At 58.6% G+C, this 16,808-nt stretch carries 15 protein-coding genes; 6 read left to right on the top strand and 9 right to left on the bottom strand.

Going from position 1 to position 16,808, the window contains the following annotated elements; all coding sequences use genetic code 11:
- Positions 1–4: 4 nt before the first annotated feature.
- The 6 genes from LKE90_RS02590 to LKE90_RS02565 form a co-directional block, all read right to left on the bottom strand.
- On the bottom strand, positions 5–547 hold the full coding sequence (locus tag LKE90_RS02590) for a YdcF family protein (RefSeq protein WP_291490704.1): 543 nt from the start codon (positions 545–547) through the stop codon (positions 5–7).
- Between the two features lie 10 nt (positions 548–557).
- Positions 558–878, bottom strand: a complete 321-nt coding sequence (locus tag LKE90_RS02585) for a hypothetical protein (protein WP_291490703.1) — start codon at positions 876–878, stop codon at positions 558–560.
- Positions 879–890: 12 nt separating this feature from the next.
- Positions 891–1,646 carry a glycine betaine ABC transporter substrate-binding protein gene (locus LKE90_RS02580; protein WP_291490701.1) on the bottom strand — a complete coding sequence of 252 codons (756 nt, stop codon included), beginning with the start codon at positions 1,644–1,646 and terminating at the stop codon, positions 891–893.
- Positions 1,647–1,737: 91 nt separating this feature from the next.
- Positions 1,738–3,819, bottom strand: coding sequence for a M13 family metallopeptidase (locus LKE90_RS02575; protein WP_291490699.1), 2,082 nt, complete (start codon positions 3,817–3,819; stop codon positions 1,738–1,740).
- 220 nt (positions 3,820–4,039) lie between these two features.
- A complete protein-coding gene (locus tag LKE90_RS02570; protein ID WP_291490697.1) occupies positions 4,040–4,870 on the bottom strand; it encodes a ferritin-like domain-containing protein in 831 nt (276 codons plus the stop codon).
- Between the two features lie 122 nt (positions 4,871–4,992).
- Positions 4,993–6,798, bottom strand: a complete 1,806-nt coding sequence (locus LKE90_RS02565) for an EAL domain-containing protein (RefSeq protein WP_291490695.1) — start codon at positions 6,796–6,798, stop codon at positions 4,993–4,995.
- 193 nt (positions 6,799–6,991) lie between these two features.
- On the opposite strand from LKE90_RS02565, the gene bioB reads away from it, so the two are divergent.
- The 4 genes from bioB to LKE90_RS02545 all read left to right on the top strand — a co-directional run bounded on the left by bioB (position 6,992) and on the right by LKE90_RS02545 (position 10,398).
- Entirely contained in the window at positions 6,992–7,999 is a 1,008-nt protein-coding gene (gene bioB / locus LKE90_RS02560) for a biotin synthase BioB (RefSeq protein WP_291490693.1), read from the top strand.
- Between the two features lie 189 nt (positions 8,000–8,188).
- Entirely contained in the window at positions 8,189–9,487 is a 1,299-nt protein-coding gene (locus tag LKE90_RS02555; RefSeq protein WP_291490691.1) for an SDR family oxidoreductase, read from the top strand.
- Positions 9,488–9,493: 6 nt separating this feature from the next.
- Entirely contained in the window at positions 9,494–9,922 is a 429-nt protein-coding gene (locus tag LKE90_RS02550; protein ID WP_291490689.1) for a hypothetical protein, read from the top strand.
- A gap of 2 nt (positions 9,923–9,924) precedes the next feature.
- Positions 9,925–10,398, top strand: a complete 474-nt coding sequence (locus tag LKE90_RS02545; protein WP_291490687.1) for a DUF2269 family protein — start codon at positions 9,925–9,927, stop codon at positions 10,396–10,398.
- Between the two features lie 101 nt (positions 10,399–10,499).
- On the opposite strand, the gene LKE90_RS02540 is transcribed toward LKE90_RS02545, so the two are convergent.
- Positions 10,500–10,931 (bottom strand): OsmC family protein, encoded by a 432-nt coding sequence (locus LKE90_RS02540; RefSeq protein WP_291490684.1) that lies wholly within the window; start codon positions 10,929–10,931, stop codon positions 10,500–10,502.
- Between the two features lie 370 nt (positions 10,932–11,301).
- Between LKE90_RS02540 and LKE90_RS02535 the strand changes: the two genes are divergently transcribed.
- Both LKE90_RS02535 and LKE90_RS02530 read left to right on the top strand, forming a co-directional pair.
- A complete protein-coding gene (locus LKE90_RS02535) occupies positions 11,302–12,798 on the top strand; it encodes a malate:quinone oxidoreductase (protein WP_291490682.1) in 1,497 nt (498 codons plus the stop codon).
- 327 nt (positions 12,799–13,125) lie between these two features.
- A complete protein-coding gene (locus LKE90_RS02530) occupies positions 13,126–15,285 on the top strand; it encodes a phosphocholine-specific phospholipase C (RefSeq protein WP_291490680.1) in 2,160 nt (719 codons plus the stop codon).
- Between the two features lie 310 nt (positions 15,286–15,595).
- Here the strand turns inward: LKE90_RS02530 and minE are convergent, their stop codons facing one another.
- Entirely contained in the window at positions 15,596–15,892 is a 297-nt protein-coding gene (minE, locus tag LKE90_RS02525) for a cell division topological specificity factor MinE (protein WP_291490678.1), read from the bottom strand.
- Positions 15,889–16,704 (bottom strand): septum site-determining protein MinD, encoded by an 816-nt coding sequence (gene minD, locus LKE90_RS02520; RefSeq protein ID WP_291490676.1) that lies wholly within the window; start codon positions 16,702–16,704, stop codon positions 15,889–15,891. The genes minE and minD overlap by 4 nt, the downstream gene beginning before the upstream one ends.
- Between the last annotated feature and the right edge of the window lie 104 nt (positions 16,705–16,808).

The following is a 16,808-nucleotide window of genomic DNA, read 5'->3' as shown; positions in this document are numbered from 1 at the left end:
CCGTTTACTGGTGAAAGCGCCAGATCAGCACAAGCAGGACATCCCACACTGTCGCCGGATATTCCCGCAGATGCACCCAGAGCCGACGCCCCCGGGACAGCCTTCGGGACAGCCTTCGGGACAGCCTTCGGGACAGCCTTCGGGACAGATCGACACATGAAGGCGCGGGCACAGGCACGGTGATCCAGCCCAGCGCCCGCAGCATGGCGACACAGCGCATCATATGAAAATCGCTGGTGACGACAGCAACAGGCCCGTCATACCCACGCTTCCGCAGAAGCTCTGTGCAGGCAATGGCAGAATCGCATGTATCGGTCGAGCGACCTTCCCGCAGGATGGCGGCCTCCGGCACCCCCGCTGACAGCAGCAGGGCGGCCATCACATCCGCCTCGGTCCGTCCCTCCTGCGGGACGCCACCTGTCACAACATACAGACTGTCGGTTTGCCCCGCACCATAGTCGAGAGCGGCCCGCACACGCGCCAGAAGAGCCGGACGCGGCGAGCCGTCAGGATACAATGCGGCTCCAAAAACGATGACAGGCAGCATTCCGGTTTCTTCAGGGAGCCGGTGGGGCAACCGAAAGCAGCCCGAAGGGAGCCAGCGCCGCCACGGTAGCCCGCCACACGCTCTCGAACTGGGACGCATTCACTCCGCGCGTCTCAAGCCGGGTGGCGAGATCAGCCACCGTGTTGCGTCCGTCGATCAGCGGGAAAATTCCCCTCGCCTGCGGCGGAAGCTGGACGGTCACCGCCTCATCTCCCTCACCCACACTCAACTGATGTGTATCAGTCATGGCCATGGCGAGACGGATGCCATCCACGCCATGAAGGTGCGGAACAGCCTTCGGGTCCATGTAATCCGGGCTGTCCGGCGTCACAGACGACACCTCTCAGCGTGGCAGAAGCTTGCCGCGCTGCCACTCCTCGGCAGCCTCGTCAGCGCTCATGCCCAGATGCCGGACCGCATTGTCGAGCGCACTGACAACCTTGTTGCCGAGCGTCAGTTCATCCAGCTCGTCAATCAGATCGCTGTCCGCCTTTGCGCGGGCAGCCCTGCTGACAAGCAGACGCGCTTCCAGTTCCGCGCCTGCCGCGCCTTTCGGATCGGCAAGCGGACGAAGCGGAATGGCGTGAATGAGGTAGCAGGGTGTGAAAAGTGGCAGGACAACAGGCTCTCCAGCCTCCACCGCCGCCGCCGCCGCCTCATAGGCCTGCTCGTCCGGCTGGGATTCGATGGTGAACCCGGCTTCCGTCAGGCGATATCCCGCCACCACCTGCCTCACGCGGGGAACAAGGCTCTCCGGCGTGATAAGATTGCGTGCAACGGACGACGCCGCCAGTTCCTCGATCGAGGACAGGTTGGACAGGGAGTGCTCCGTACCTTCCGAAACGAAGAACCCGAAGGCCGGACGATACAGGTTGCCCAGCGTTTCCACGGCGGGAGAAAGAAGCCCCTCATCCATCGTCGGCAGCCATGCCGTCGCGAAAAGATCAATCTCCCCGTCGGCCATCATTTTCGCAAGAGACGCATCATCTCCAGCGATGTAATCCGGCTCGATCTCATAAGCCTCCAGAACACGCGCAACAGCGGCCGCCACCACAGCGTGCAGGGGAGTGTTCCGATAGGCGAGTGTAAATACGGTCATCAGGAAATGTTCTTTTCTGTATCCAAAGAGAGAGAGAAGCCCGGACTGACGGTCCACCGACGGATAGCGGACCTTTTGAAACCAGTTACGTCTACCAGATTTTCACCCGCTGGTCCGGCGCGAGATAGAGCTTCTGATCAGGCTGCACGTTCCACGCCCTGTACCAGGCGTCGATATTGTGCGCCGGCAGATTGACGCGCGCGGCGGGCGCCGAATGCGGGTCGATCACGGCCAACTGTCTGGCGCGATCTTCACGGACCTTCATCCGCCAGACCTGCGCCCAGCCCAGAAAGACTCTCTGATCTCCGCTCATGCCTTCCAGAACCGGCATGTCCTTGCCGGTCAGGGAGGCGTGATAGGCATCCAGAGCCAGTGTCAGACCACCGAGATCGGCGATGTTCTCACCCATCGTCAGCTTGCCGTTGAGATGCACGCCCGGCAGCACTTCAAACGCGTCATACTGTGCGCCAAGCCGGTCGCCGAGCTTCTCGAAACGCGCGGCATCTTCCTTGGTCCACCAGTCGCTCAGACGACCGTTCTCATCGAACTTGCGGCCTTCGTCATCAAAGCTGTGCGTCATTTCATGACCGATAACGCCACCGATCGCACCGTAATTGACGGCGTCATCCGCATGCGGATCAAAGAAAGGCGGCTGAAGGATGGAGGCCGGAAACACCACCTCATTGAAGACCGGATTGTTGTAGGCGTTCACCGTCTGTGGCGTCATGTCCCACTCATCGCGGTCAACCGGCCTGCCGAGATGAGCCAGCCAGTAGCGCCACTCAAAAGCGACCGCGCGGGCCGCATTGCCGTACACATCGCCGGGTGTGACCGTCAGATCACTGTAATCACGGGATTTCTTGGGATATCCGACCTGAATGTCGAAATGGTCGAGCTTGACCAGCGCATGCTGCTTTGTCACCTCGGACATCCAGCTATTGTTCTGGAGCCTCACACGGAACGCCGCTTTCAGGCGTGCCGTCAGAGCTTCCATCTTGATCTTGCTCTCGGGCGGGAAATACCGATCGACATAGATTCTGCCAATCGCCCAGCCCATTGCGTCGTCCGTGGCGTCGGTCGCCCGTTTCCAGCGGGTCGCCAGTTTCGGCTGCCCCGCCAGAGTCTTGCGATTGAACTCATAGGACGCGTTTACGAAGGCGGAAGACAACGTCGAGGCCGCATTGTTGGCGAGATGAAACGCCAGCCACGCCTGCAACACAGGCAGCGGCGTCGCGCCAAGCAGTTTCGCCTGCCCCGTAATCGCGGAAGGCTCACCGACAATGATCCGCGCCGCGTCAGCCTGCGATACGGTGATACCAGCGCCATCCAGCCAGGCTGTCCAGTCAAAACCGGGTGCTTTCTCCTTCAGACCGGCGACAGTGGAAGGGTTATAGGTCTTGTCCGGGTCACGCAGTTCGACGCGCGGCCAATGGACATCAGCCAGACTGCTTTCCAGCGCCATCACGTCTTTTGCTCGGGCATCGGCATCCTGCCAGCCGACGAGGTGAAGCATTTTCGCGATATAGGCTTCATAAGCCTGCTTTTTCGCGGCGAATTCCGGCTTCAGGTAATAGTCCCTGTCCGGCATGCCGAGGCCGCTCTGATCCAGTTCCAGAGCAAACCGCTTAGGGTCCTTGGCGTCAGGCTGAATGGACAGGGAGAAGGCGGAAAACTGGAATGATGTCTGCCCGGTACCGATCAGGCGAGCAAATTCTTCCGGCGTTTTCAGCCCGCGAATGGCCGCAAGATCACCCTGAAGCGGCTTCGCGCCCAGCGCCTCGACGGCTTTCTCGTTCATGAAGCTGGTATAGTACGCCGCCAGCTTCTGCTCTGTCGTCTGCGGAGCGACAATGCGCTGTCTGGCCAGACCGGAGAGGATGTCGCGCACACGTTTCTGCGACAGATCACGCAGCGCATCGAACTCTCCGAAAGACGTACGGTCCGCAGGAATAACAATCGCTTTTACGGCGTGTCCGTTCGCATAATCGAAGAAATCATTGCCGGGCAGAAGCGTCGTATCGCGGCCGGACAGATCAAATCCCCACGGCCGGATTGCCGCCCCCTGCCCGGCTCCGGCAGCCACTGCGGGCGCGGTAAGACAGGAAGCCAGCATCAGGCCGGACAGTGAGGACAGAATGACGGACTGACGGAGTTTGTTCTTCAAACGCGACATGCAGAGACAACACCTTGTGACACAGAAGCCATTACGGCTCCCTGTTTCAACGATCTGTTCCGGGCATGGTAGGACGGCGACCGACACGGGTCAAAGTCGTGCGGCCACACGCAGGCGCTGGAGCGCCATCCATTCAGGCTGGATCACGGATGCCACTCTAACCCCTTGTTTATCGAGCAGCTTTATCCAACCAGACGATTCCGTCTCATCGGATGTTACTCTAGACGCCGATTGCCGCTGCTTCCCGTTCGAAACTCCGCTGACGGTGGCGGATCAGTGCGAACACCAGCCGCGCCGCAAGCGTATGTAACCGACTGTGTGGCTTGAAGCCGATAGTCTTGAAAACCATACCGGTCACCCGGTCGATATGCTTCTGACGATAGGGTTTCATCGCCCGCGACATGTAGCCTGCGATGCAGCGTCTGCGTTCGTAACGCACCGATGGCGGCTCGTTTGTCGTGTAATAGGCTGACGCGAGTTCGTCGTCTTCGCTTTCGGTGATACGGCCCAGAGCGATCCGTGTACGGGCCCAGGCGCCAAGCCTTTCCCGTTTCAGATACCGTCGCATGTGATCGTAGAACAGCTTGAAATGCCTGTATTCATCAGCGGCGATCTGCTTGCATATGGCTTTCAGAAGAGGCTCATCCGTCGCATCCGCCAGAGATGAATAGAAAGAGGATGTGCCGGTTTCCACCATACATCGGGCGATCAGTTCGCCAGTCCGCGAGCCACGGACGGACGAGGTCGTGTTCAGATCAATATGGAACGTGTTGCGATAGCGTTCGAACGCCGCGGGATAGTCCCATGACGGATCAGCCAGCATGGCCCAGCGGCCAAGTGCGTCTCCGTGCTGGACTTCCTCAAGAGCCCAGTTATCGGCTGCCTCCTGAAAATCCGCATCGTCTGAAAAGACGTGATTCAGGTAAACAGCGTAATCCACGCTGTTACGCTCAACGACAGAAGCAGCCTTCACAACGGCTACGATATCCGGATCAACTCTGGATGGCTCGAAACTGTCCCAGTCCATCTGGTCGATATGCCAGTGCTTCATTGCCTCCCCCGTCCTGAACCTGCGGCGTCAAACGCCCTCGCCTGCGCCTAAACGCCAGACAGGTCAAGAGAAGAGTCAGAAAGGATTGCCCGCGTCGGCCTGCGCGAAAATACGGAACAGCGTCAGAGATTATCTCTCGCCGTCATTTTTTTTTGAGGTGGCCGCGCCTTCAGAACCGGCGACGACCCATTATCGCCATCCCCGCGCTGAGGTGACAGGGAGACGGTGCGAGACAACGGAAAGCCCGTCGAACCGGCGCGTCCCTGTGGTCTGGTCACACGCTCCACCGACGCAAGCAGTTGCTCGGCCGTGACGGGCTGTCCAAACAGCCACCCCTGCCCGCACTCCACGCCCAGTTCTTTGGCCAGGGCCGCATCCACTTCGGTCTCGATCATTTCCGCAACCGTCCTGCACCCGAGTTCGAAGGAGCAGCGGGCTATCGCCCTGATCAGAATTCTGTCCCGTCCACTGGTCATGGCGTTCCGAAAGAAGTGACCATCGATTTTCACGAAATCGACCGGAAAACGGCGAAGATATTCGAAACTCATCGCGCCCGCGCCAAAGTCATCCAGACAGATCCTGTGACCACGTTTCACCAGCCACTGAAGGAGCGAGGTCGCCTGTTGAAAATTGGTGATGCCGCGCGTTTCGGTAATTTCGATGAGCAGACGGGAAGGACTGATCTTCATCTCCGCCGAATCCAGCAGATTCATCATCTGACTGGCGAACTCGGGCGATTGCACGGAGCGCCCGGAAACATTCAGGGCCAGCTTGATCTCGTTGGGGAGAAGCTGAAGCAGCTTGATGGTTTTGACACAGTTCAGAAGATCAAAGGTGTTGATCATGCCAATCTGTTCGGCGATCTGAATGAAGTCGCCAGTATTGGCGATTCCCCGCGCAACACCTTCGGCAAACCGCGTCAGAACTTCATAATGCTGAATGATCCCGTTCTTCAGCGTCAGAATGGGTTGCAGGACCTGAAAGAACGTCTCGTCCCGGATGATGTCGCGGCAGGATGTCACCATCCCCCTGTCGCGATTGTTCGCCGCTGCCAGACAGTCTGGCAGATTCTCGAAGGCTATGATCTGCCTTGTCTTTTCATCCGCAAACGTTTCAAGCGCGTGATTCAGCGCCTTCTCGATTTCCTTGTGCTCCATGAGCATCGCATCGAGCAGCAGCTTCTGGACACAGGGACGGGTCAGCGGGACTTCCGCCACCTCAGCGATCTTCTCCGCCACGAGACCGGGATCATCCTCAACCTTCTGGAAGTAGGCAAAGGCACCGTCGCCCAGACGGGTGACAACACCGTTTTCGCTGCTGAAGCGCAGAACAGCTTCTATTTCCGCATAGAACGCCCTGCCGAGCGCCGTATCCTGCATGGCGGTGCCGCTGACCGCCTGCGGTAAAGCCAGCATCACAAGATTGAACTGCGCCTTTTCGCCCCCCGTCGAGACCAGTTGTTTTGCAACGCCCAGAAAGGCGGAACGATCGAGGAAACCATCTTCGGACGGGGCCGGGGCAAAGCCGCGGTCGAGAATGGTCGCGGTTACAAGGCGCTCTCCGACACTGCCCGGCATGACCGTCATGCCCAGCATCGCGACCGTGTTTTCACTTTCGCCGCGCAGAAACCGGACAGCCGTACGACTGACGGGCTTGCCCTGATCGAACGCCTCCACAACCCGCTTCAGAAAGATGCGATCCGAGGGAATAAGCATGTCAAACAGCGACATGTTTCTGACTGATCGGGCGCTATGCCCCGTCAGCTTCTGAATGGCTCCTCCGACATGACGGATTCTGAAGGCTCGATCCACCTCAAACAGCACGTCTGCCGCAGCGAATGCCAGAGCCGCCAGCTGTTCCAGCCTGCGCTCGACGGAAGCGCTGGCTCTATCATTCTCGTGGAGCCCCATCTGATCCGACACACTCATCGCAGTTCAATGCGTAACGATGCCCGACAGAAGATAAAAAGTGTTTAAACATTGCCCTCTCAGCAGCCTCGGTCCGCAACGAATATTCCTCATTATTCCGCTCCACACGGACCGGACCTTTCTGCGCGTTGAAAACCGAGGGCATTCCGTGCCAGAACGGACACCCCGCAGATAACAGGAACATCTTCCAGCCATGGCAGACGGCAGCTCCCTCAGCGCCCTTTCCCCGTCACAGACGAACGCAGGAACGCCGTTAAGGCACGACTGGACACGTGAGGAAGTCGTAACGCTTCTGAATCTTCCCTTCCCCGAACTGCTTTACCGGGCGCAGACCCTGCACCGGCAGTTTTTCGATCCGACGGAAATCCAGATTTCGACTCTTCTGTCGATCAAGACAGGCGGCTGCCCGGAAGACTGCGCCTACTGCCCGCAGAGTTCACGCCATGACGAACGGATCAAGGCGGAAAAACTCATGGCGGTTGACGGCGTGATCGCGGAAGCAAAACGCGCCAAGGAAGCCGGAGCCGCCCGGTTCTGCATGGGAGCAGCATGGCGCTCCCCCAAGGATCACGATCTGGAAACGGTCTGTTCCATGATCGAAGGCGTGAAGGCGCTGGGTCTCGAAACCTGCGTCACCCTCGGGATGCTGGACGACCGGCAGGCGCATCGCCTCAAGGATGCAGGTCTGGATTACTACAACCACAACATCGACACCTCGCCGGAATTTTATGGCGAGATCATCTCCACGCGCACCTATCAGGATCGTCTCGACACACTGTCCAACGTGCGCGATGCAGGCATCAATGTATGCTGCGGCGGGATTGTCGGCATGGGCGAAGGGGAGTCAGACCGCGCCGGGATGATCGCGTCGCTCGCCTCGATGCCGAAGCATCCCGAGAGCGTGCCGATCAACCTGCTGGTCAAGGTGGCCGGAACACCGCTGCAAACGGCCGAGGACGTCGATCCGATTGATTTCGTCCGCGTGATCGCCGTCGCACGCATCACGATGCCTTCCAGCCATGTGCGCCTCGCCGCCGGACGCGAGAACATGACGGATGAGGCGCAGACGCTGTGCTTTCTGGCCGGAGCAAACTCGATCTTCTACGGCGAACGCCTGCTGACGACCCCGAACCCGGCGGCGACACGGGACCGCCAGTTGCTCGACAGGCTGGGCATGAGCACCACGGTTTCCGCCAAATAACGGGGAAAGCTCTACTTCCCTGTTTCAGCTTCCTGCCAGTCAGGCATCATGTCACCCGGTCCGTCTTTTCTTTCCTGATTTTTATCACGGAAAGAAAAGACGTATCCAAAAATGCCAGCTTGCTGATCTTACCCTCAATACATAGAAACGACTGAGATTCTCTCGGCGACACTGGGGTAGAAAATGCATGTGGCGGTCATAGGAGGCTCCGGCTTCATCGGTTCGGAAATAGTCGCCAACCTCCTTGCCCATGGACACAACGTCACCCTCTTCTGTCGGGACGCGGCACGTACGGCGCGCCGTTTTCCAGCCGCCAGAACCGTATCATTCGATATCGTAAAAGGACGCGCCACCGATCTTGCCGCCGACCTCACTGGCTGTGAGGCCGTTGTAAACTGTGTCGGCGTTCTCAAAGGCGGAGCAGGTTTTTCGGAACGCGATGTCCATGTGACCGGCACCGAAAAGCTGCTTGCCGCCTGCGAGAAAGCCGGCGTTGCCCGTATCATCCATATTTCAGCGATAGGGATCGATCACGCGACAACGCCCTACGCCGCGTCCAAGCTCGAAAGCGAGCAACTGCTCCAGAAAGCCTCTCTCACGCATCCTGCCCTGACAGTTGTGATCCTGCGTCCTTCATTCCTTTATGGCAAAGGCAGTTATGGCGGGAGCAGTGCGATACGCGGTCTGTGCGCTCTACCAGGCTTTCTGCCGCTCATGGACGGGGGCCGTCAGAAATTCCAGCCGGTCTGCCTTCCCGACATGGCGGAAGTCGTCCGCTCCGCGCTGACCGCGTCCGTCACGGAACAGACGGCGGTCGTGAATGTCTGTGGTCCGGAGGTGCTGACCACGCGCGATATCGCCCTGAAAATCCGGGCATGGCTGGGCTTTTCCACCCCACGGGACATTGCTGTGCCTGACGGCTTGACCCGTGCGCTGGCCAGACTGGGCGATGTCTTTCCCATCGGCGGGCTTTGCAGCGCCATCCACGAGCAGCTTGCCACGGATTATATCTCGCCCACGCCACCCCTACCCGGCCAGACGACGTTCGGCGTCACGCCGCGCTCCATGAGTGATTTTCTTCAGGAAAACCCTTCGTCCGTTCAGGATCGCTGGCACGCCAAGCTTCATGCCCTGCGACCGGCGCTTTCAGCCTCCATCGGTCTGCTCTGGCTGGGATCGGGACTGGCCGGACTGGCGGCGGGAAAGGAAGCCGAAACCGTTCTGTCCGCAAAAGGTGTGCCACCCCGCGCAGCCCGTGCGGCGGGATATGGTTTTTCCCTCGTCGATCTGTTTTTCGTCTGGGAGATCTTTACTGGGCGCGTGCATAAACGCGGGTGGCGTCGTCAGGCCGGACTTGTCGCGGGATATAGCGTCGGACTGACTATCCTGAAGCCGGGTTTGTGGAAAAATCCGTACGGTGCACTGCTGAAAAATCTGCCGATCCTGGGGTTGCTCGCCGTGCTCGCGCTGACCGATGACGACCGGTAAGATTTCATGAGCACGTTCTGGCTTCCGTTGCATGTTTTCTCGGCGATCATGGTCGCCGGGCTGAGCTTTGGCGGCTTTTTCCAGCTTGCTCTCGCTCTGGCCGATCAATCAGAAAACCGTCAGGAAGGCGGTGTTTTTCAGGCGATTCTGTTCGCCGGACTGGTGCTGACCGTGCCGTTCTTCGGCATACTCATCTTCTCCGGTATCCATCTGGTCGGCCTGTTTCACATTCCCCCCGATGTCCCCTGGATTTCCTCCGCGCTCCGTTCGGGACTACTGGCTCTCATCAGCCTCTGTCTGGGCATGACGTGTCTCCTGTTCCGTCCCTCCGGGTCTCCACCCTTCCGTAGTCTCATGATCGCCGCAGGTTTTTACGCGATGGCGACACTGGGATTTGGAGCAGCCATCTGGCGTATGCTTGGGAAAGGAGGCTGAACATGCTGCACCAGCTTCTGCTCGTCACACATGTCTTCAGCAGTTGCGTCCTGTTTGCCTCAGGCATCATGACGGCGCTGGTTCTGGTCATATCCCGCCTGACAGGCAGTGTGCGGGAAATCGCTCTGGCCGCTCGCCGGGTTGTCCGTTCCGACTGGTGCCTGACATGCCCTTCCGGCGTCATCCAGCCCGTTACGGGAGTCTGGCTCGCCATCATGGACGGATACAGCCTTCTGTCTCCGTGGCTGGTTCTGACATACGCGGCTTATGTCGTCGCGGCCCTATGCTGGTTTCCAGTCGTGGGACTTCAGATACGCATGGCGCGAGAGGCCGAACACGCCGCAGTTCGGGATGAACCTCTTCCGTCTTCTTTTCAGCGGGCGTTCCTGTGGTGGTTCGTGCTCGGCTGGCCAGCCTTCGTGGGGCTGGTCGTCGTTTTCTGGCTTATGGTCAGCAAGCCTGTTTTTGCGGGATAAACTGACCGGAACGGCGACTGCCAGCCCGGGCAGGAAAAGACTTGCCTTTCCTACCCGGATGCCACTCGCGTCGAGACCGTGACGCCGCGTTCAGCGCCGATTCAGGCTGAAAGAGTAGCGTCGAGAGTAATCTCCGTCTTGAACAGCTTGGAAACCGGGCAGTTCTCTTTCGCCTTCTGCGCCAGAGTCTGAAACTCCTCCTGACTGACACCCGGCACTGTGCCGGAAAGCGTCAGATTGATCGCGGTGATGGCGAAACCGCCCTCCTGCTTGTCCAGAGACACGACAGCCTTTGTATCAAGAGACGTCGCCGTGTATCCGGCGTCTCCAAGGATAAGGGAAAGCGCCATCGTGAAGCAGGAGGCATGGGCGGCGCCGATCAATTCTTCCGGATTGGAGCCGGGCTTGCCTTCAAAACGGGTGTTGAAGCCGTAAGGCTGATCCTTCAGGGCGCCGCTCTCGGTGGAAATCAGGCCCTTGCCTTCTTTGATGTTCCCTTCCCAGTGGGCTGTGCCGAATTTTCTGATCGTCATTGCTGTCGCTCCTTCAAACTGTCTGCGTCCCGGCCTGAGCCGCCGAACACGACATCATGTGGGAGCAGAACGCCTGATAACCAGTGCCGTTTCCCGATGCTCGCAAAGAGATGATGCCGTAAACCGGACAAATCATGTGCATACCGGTGACGATGTTCTGGGATTACACAGGCCTTGGAAGTGTTGAGCAGCCAGCAATGACGGAATGCCGGGAAGATTTATGGTCCGCGGCAGACTTTTCTTATTGCCCCGACCGGGTCATTCTCCCGGCCCACGGCCCGACTCAGGCCTCTATTCAGGCTCCTGCTCAGGCCCCTACTCAGGCAATGTATCCCTGTGACGTGTCACATCTTATCGACCGGAGAGAGTTATGAGTGCTGCAACGACTGAAGTCCGTGCTTCGACGGACGTTCTCCTGATTGGCGGAGGTGTCATGAGCGCCACGCTCGGCACCTTTCTCAACACGTTGCAGCCTGACTGGACGATCGACATTTTCGAACGCCTTGACGACGTCGCGCAGGAAAGCTCGAACGCCTGGAACAATGCCGGGACCGGCCACTCCGCCCTCTGCGAACTGAACTACACCTCCGAAAACGCTGACGGCAGCATCGACATCAGCAAGGCGCTGAACGTCAACGAGCAGTTTCAGGTGTCACGCCAGTTCTGGTCCTATCTTGTCAAAACCGGCCAGATCGCCAATCCGCGCGACTTCATCACCCCCGTCGCGCATATGAGTTTCGTGTGGGGCGACAAGAACGTCGATTTTCTCCGTCGTCGCTATGAGGCGCTGAAAGATCATCCTCTCTTTTCCGGCATGCGGTATTCGGAAGACTTCGAGCAGCTACGCCAGTGGATGCCGCTGGTCATGAAAAACCGCTCGGCAGACGAAAAACTGGCGGCAACGTGGATTGCCTCCGGCACGGACGTCAATTTCGGCGCACTGTCTCATCTGCTGATCAAGGCTCTCCTGCAGAAACCGGGGGTCGCTCTTCATACCGGCCACGAGGTCGAAGACATCAAACGGGGCGCTGACGGACGCTGGAACGTGCGCGTCAAGGCGCGGCATACAGGCCAGTCACGCACGATCAGCGCCCGCTTCATCTTCATCGGCGCTGGTGGCGCGGCGCTCCCGCTGCTCCAGAAGACAGGCATCCCGGAAGCGCGTGGTTATGGCGGTTTTCCGGTCAGCGGACAGTTCCTGCGTTGCAAGAATCCGGATGTCATCGCGGCTCACCGCGCCAAGGTCTATGGCAAAGCCTCTGTCGGCGCGCCTCCGATGTCCGTTCCTCACCTCGACACCCGCATGATCGACGGCGAACCGGCCCTGCTGTTCGGCCCCTACGCAGGCTTCTCGACACGCTTCCTGAAAACAGGCTCCCTGCTCGATCTGCCGCGCTCGATCAAGGCTGGCAATATCGGCGCTATTCTGGCTGTGGCCCGGGATAACTGGGCTCTGACCAAGTATCTGATCCAGCAGGTACTCCAGAGCAATACGGACCGGATGAAAGCACTCCGGGACTTCGTGCCCGATGCGCGTGACGAGGACTGGGAACTGGTTGTGGCGGGCCAGCGCGTGCAGGTCATCAAGGCGGATGCGAAAAAAGGCGGCGTGCTTCAGTTTGGCACGGAAGTCATCAGTTCAGCCGACGGATCGGTCGCCGCACTGCTTGGCGCCTCCCCGGGCGCCTCCACGGCGGCCCCGATCATGCTCAACGTCATCCGCAAGTGCTTCCCCGCCCAGCTTTCGGCGTGGGATGCAAAGCTCAAGGAGATCGTCCCTTCTTTCGGTCAGAAACTGGCCGATAACCAGCCTCTTTGCGAGACACTACGCGCTGAGACAACGCAGGCGCTTCAGCTCGAAGAATAGGTGGTCTGAATGGTCCGGCGAGCGAGGCAATCTCTCTCGCCGGACCATCGCTTCGTCGTGAAGCGACCCTTGTGAGTATGTTTTCAGGATGGTCCTGACTGTCACCAGCTACAGTCTTGCACCCCGGAAAACGAAGTTCGAAAACTCCCCAATACTTTCTTAAACAATACAGATTTTATAATTAATAATCAGAATCTATTTTTATATACTTAAATGTCTGTTCCGTATCAAAACATTAACAGCACGTTAATTATACTGTCACCTACGCTCTCCCCATCAAGGCTATCAGCGCAATCGTGAGTCCACACAAGTCACGAGAGCAAAGTGATGACCGAGACCGATCGCCGTAATTTTCTCAAGCTTTTGACATCCAGCGCCATGGCGGCAACGCTGCAACAGAGCATCGGCAAGGCCGTTGCAATGCCAGCCAACACGCGCACCCGTTCCATTGACGATATCGAACATGTCATTTTCCTCATGCAGGAAAACCGTTCGTTCGATCATTATTTCGGTATGCTTCAGGGCGTCCGGGGCTACAACGACCCGCGCGCCGTACGCCTTCCATCCGGCAACACGGTCTGGAGCCAGCCGAACGGCACGGACAAGGTGATGCCGTTCCATCCTGACGCACCCGATATGGGCATGCAGTTCCTCGCCGATCTGCCCCATGACTGGGCCACCACCCACGAAGCCTGGAACAACGGCAACTGGGACGACTGGATCGCCGCCAAGACCACAACCTGCATGTCGCATCTCGTGCGGGCAGACGTGCCGTTCCATTACGCTCTGGCGGACGCCTTTACGATCTGTGATTCCTATCACTGCTCGATCATGGGCGCGACAGACCCCAACCGCTATTATATGTGGACAGGTTATGTCGGAAACGACGGCACAGGCGGCGGTCCCGTGGTCAGCAATGCCGAGGCCGGTTACGGCTGGTCAACCTACCCCGAGCGTCTCGAAGCCGCTGGCGTTTCATGGAAAGTCTATCAGGACATCGGCACGGGCCTGACCGCTGCCGGGTCATGGGGCTGGACGAGCAACCCCTATATCGGAAATTACGGCGACACATCGCTCCTGTATTTCCACCAGTATCAGAACGCCGCCGATTCCTCGCCACTGGCGCAGAAAGCCCGCACCGGCACCAATACCGCCGTGTCCGGCACGCTGTTCGATATTTTCAAGGCCGACGTCAAAGCCGGAACGCTGCCGCAGGTTTCATGGATCGTCGCACCTGAAGCCTATTCGGAACATCCGAACTGGCCTTCAAATTACGGCGCATGGTACATCTCGCAGGTTCTCGACATTCTCACGGACAACCCGGATGTCTGGAGCAAGACCGCCCTGTTCATCATGTTCGATGAAAATGACGGCTTTTTCGACCATATCGTTCCTCCCTCACCGCCGCCGTCCACGACACAGGGCAGTTCGACGGTTTCCATTGAAAACGAGATCTACCCGGGCTCTTCCAGCTATGTCGCCGGTCCCTATGGTTTCGGACCGCGCGTGCCGATGCTGGTCGTCTCCCCATGGAGCCGCGGCGGCTGGGTCAACTCGGAAATGTTTGACCACACCTCGCTCATCCGCTTCCTCGAAGCCCGTTTCGCGCCGCACTATCCGGGCCTGATCGAAACCAATATCTCGCCCTGGCGTCGTGTGGTCTCCGGTGACCTGACATCGGCTTTCGACTTCGAAAATCCGAACACACATGTTGCTCCCCTCCCTTCGACGACCAGCTTCGCGCCGGCCGACGCCAAGAGACATGACAGCTACGTACCGACCGTGCCCACAAACCAGAGCGTTCCCGTTCAGGAAAAGGGAATACGTCGGGCAAGAGCGCTGCCCTATGATCTGCACATCCACTCCACCCCGCACGCAAGCGCCGGGAAAATGGTGCTCGGTTTCCACAATACTGGTGACGCTGGCGTTGCTTTCCATATTCGCGACGCCAAAGCGACCAACATGGCCCGCTTCTACACAGTCGAAGACCACAAGCGCCTGAGCGACACATGGTCCGCGTCTGACACCGACAGAACCTATGATCTGTCAGTGCATGGCCCCAATGGTTTCTATCGTCTCTTTCAGGGCACCTTGCGTGGAGGATCGTTCGCGCAGGTCGGCGTCAACAGCCGCTCTGAGCGCTTTGAAAACGTCCTGCTGGTTGATCTGGTCAATCATGCTCACACAAGCGCCCGTCTCCGCATCACGGATGGCTACTCAGGCGAAGTCCTGCGTGGGCGTCATGTGCTTGAGCCCATGGACTCCCATGTGCTGACGGTCATGACCAGAGAGACCGGCGGCTGGTACGACCTGACGATTGAAGTTGAAGGTGACTCCAGCTTCAAGGTTCAGCTTGCAGGGCATCTGGAAAACGGTTGTGACAGCATCACCGACCCGCTGATGGGTGGCGTGCCGGATTTCCGCATGAACGAGAATGACTATCGCCCCCACCGTCCGCGGCGTCCATTCCGTCCCTTCGGCGGCTGAATGAAGCAGGCGGCAGGCTAGAGCAACATCCGATCAGGCGGAATCGTCTGGTCGGATGTTGCGCGACAAACACTGAATTAGAGCGGCATCCGCGATCCAACTGAACGGATACCGCTCTGATTTCGGCCTGCCGCCAGTCCGCTCCCCCGATAAAACCCCGTCTGCCAGTGAGCGAGCAAGAACTCCACCTTTCCGGTCAGACCGAACGCCATGTCAGACAGGCATTCCTTGTCACTTCAATTCAAAACGAAAAATGGCGCTCCGGGTGAACTGGAGCGCCATTTTCAAATTCAGTCGGAAAAGACCGGATTCATACAGGATGTGCGTCGTCTTTCTTTTCCTTACCGTTCTGCTCGATGCCTGGAACCTCGATGTCGATTTCCAGCATGGAACAGCCTGAACCACGATCCAGCTTGACCTGAACCTTGTCCTGATCAACGGCGACATGCCGACTGATCACTTCCATGATTTCTTTCTGCAACTGAACCAGAAGATCGGATTTGCCTTCACCAAGACTGGCGCGTTCATGCGCCAGCAGAATCTGCAAACGATCCCGCGCAACAGGCGCAGACGATTTGCGATTGAACAGGTTTGTGAGAAAGCTCATGCAGCACCCCGCTTGAAGAGCCAGTCAAACAGGCCCTTCTTCTCGGTTGGGACGGTGACGTCGACTTTCTCACCGGCCAGACGGCGAACAGCCTCAAAATAAGCCCGTGCCGGCGCGCTCTCGGGAGCCGCCAGAGTGACAGGCGCGCCGAGGTTGGACGAGCGCAGGACATCCTGACTTTCCGGAATGATGCCGATCAGCGGGATTGAGAGAATGTCGAGGACATCATCGACGCTCAGCATCTCGCCACGGGCGGCGCGGGCCGGATCGTAACGGGTCAGCAGGAGATGCTTGGGCATCTTCTCGCCCGCCTTCGCCTTCTCCGTCGTGCTGTCCAGCATGCCGATGATACGGTCACTATCACGCACGGAAGATACTTCAGGGTTCGTGACGATCACAGCCTGATCGGCGTGCGCCATGGCCAACTGGGCGCCGCGCTCGATACCGGCCGGACTGTCACAGACGATCCAGTCAAATTTCTCTTTCAGTTCGGCCATGACCTTCGCCACGCCTTCTTCCGTCAGGGCATCCTTGTCACGGGTCTGGGACGCCGGAAGCAGCGAGAGCGTATCAAGACGCTTGTCCTTGATCAGAGCCTGATTCAGCTTCGCATCGCCCTGAATGACATTGACCAGATCGAAAACGACCCGACGCTCGGCGCCCATCACCAGATCGAGGTTCCGCAGGCCAACGTCGAAATCGACCACGACAACGGACTTGCCTGTCTTGGCAAGCGCCGCGCCCAGAGCTGCGGTGGTGGTGGTCTTACCGACGCCGCCCTTGCCGGATGTGACGACGAGAACCTGCGCCATAAATTGTTCGTCCTTGTTTCTATATCGACCCGTTAATCATTGCATCAAATGGGTCGAATGTGTGTCCAAATCAGGGCCAGGCCCGGAAATTAATATTATGACGA

The sequence above is a fragment of the Acetobacter sp. genome, assembly GCF_022483985.1.
GTDB lineage: Bacteria > Pseudomonadota > Alphaproteobacteria > Acetobacterales > Acetobacteraceae > Acetobacter.
The sequence above is the reverse complement of the archived record's forward strand: the minus strand, read 5'-3'. Positions and strand labels throughout refer to the sequence as shown.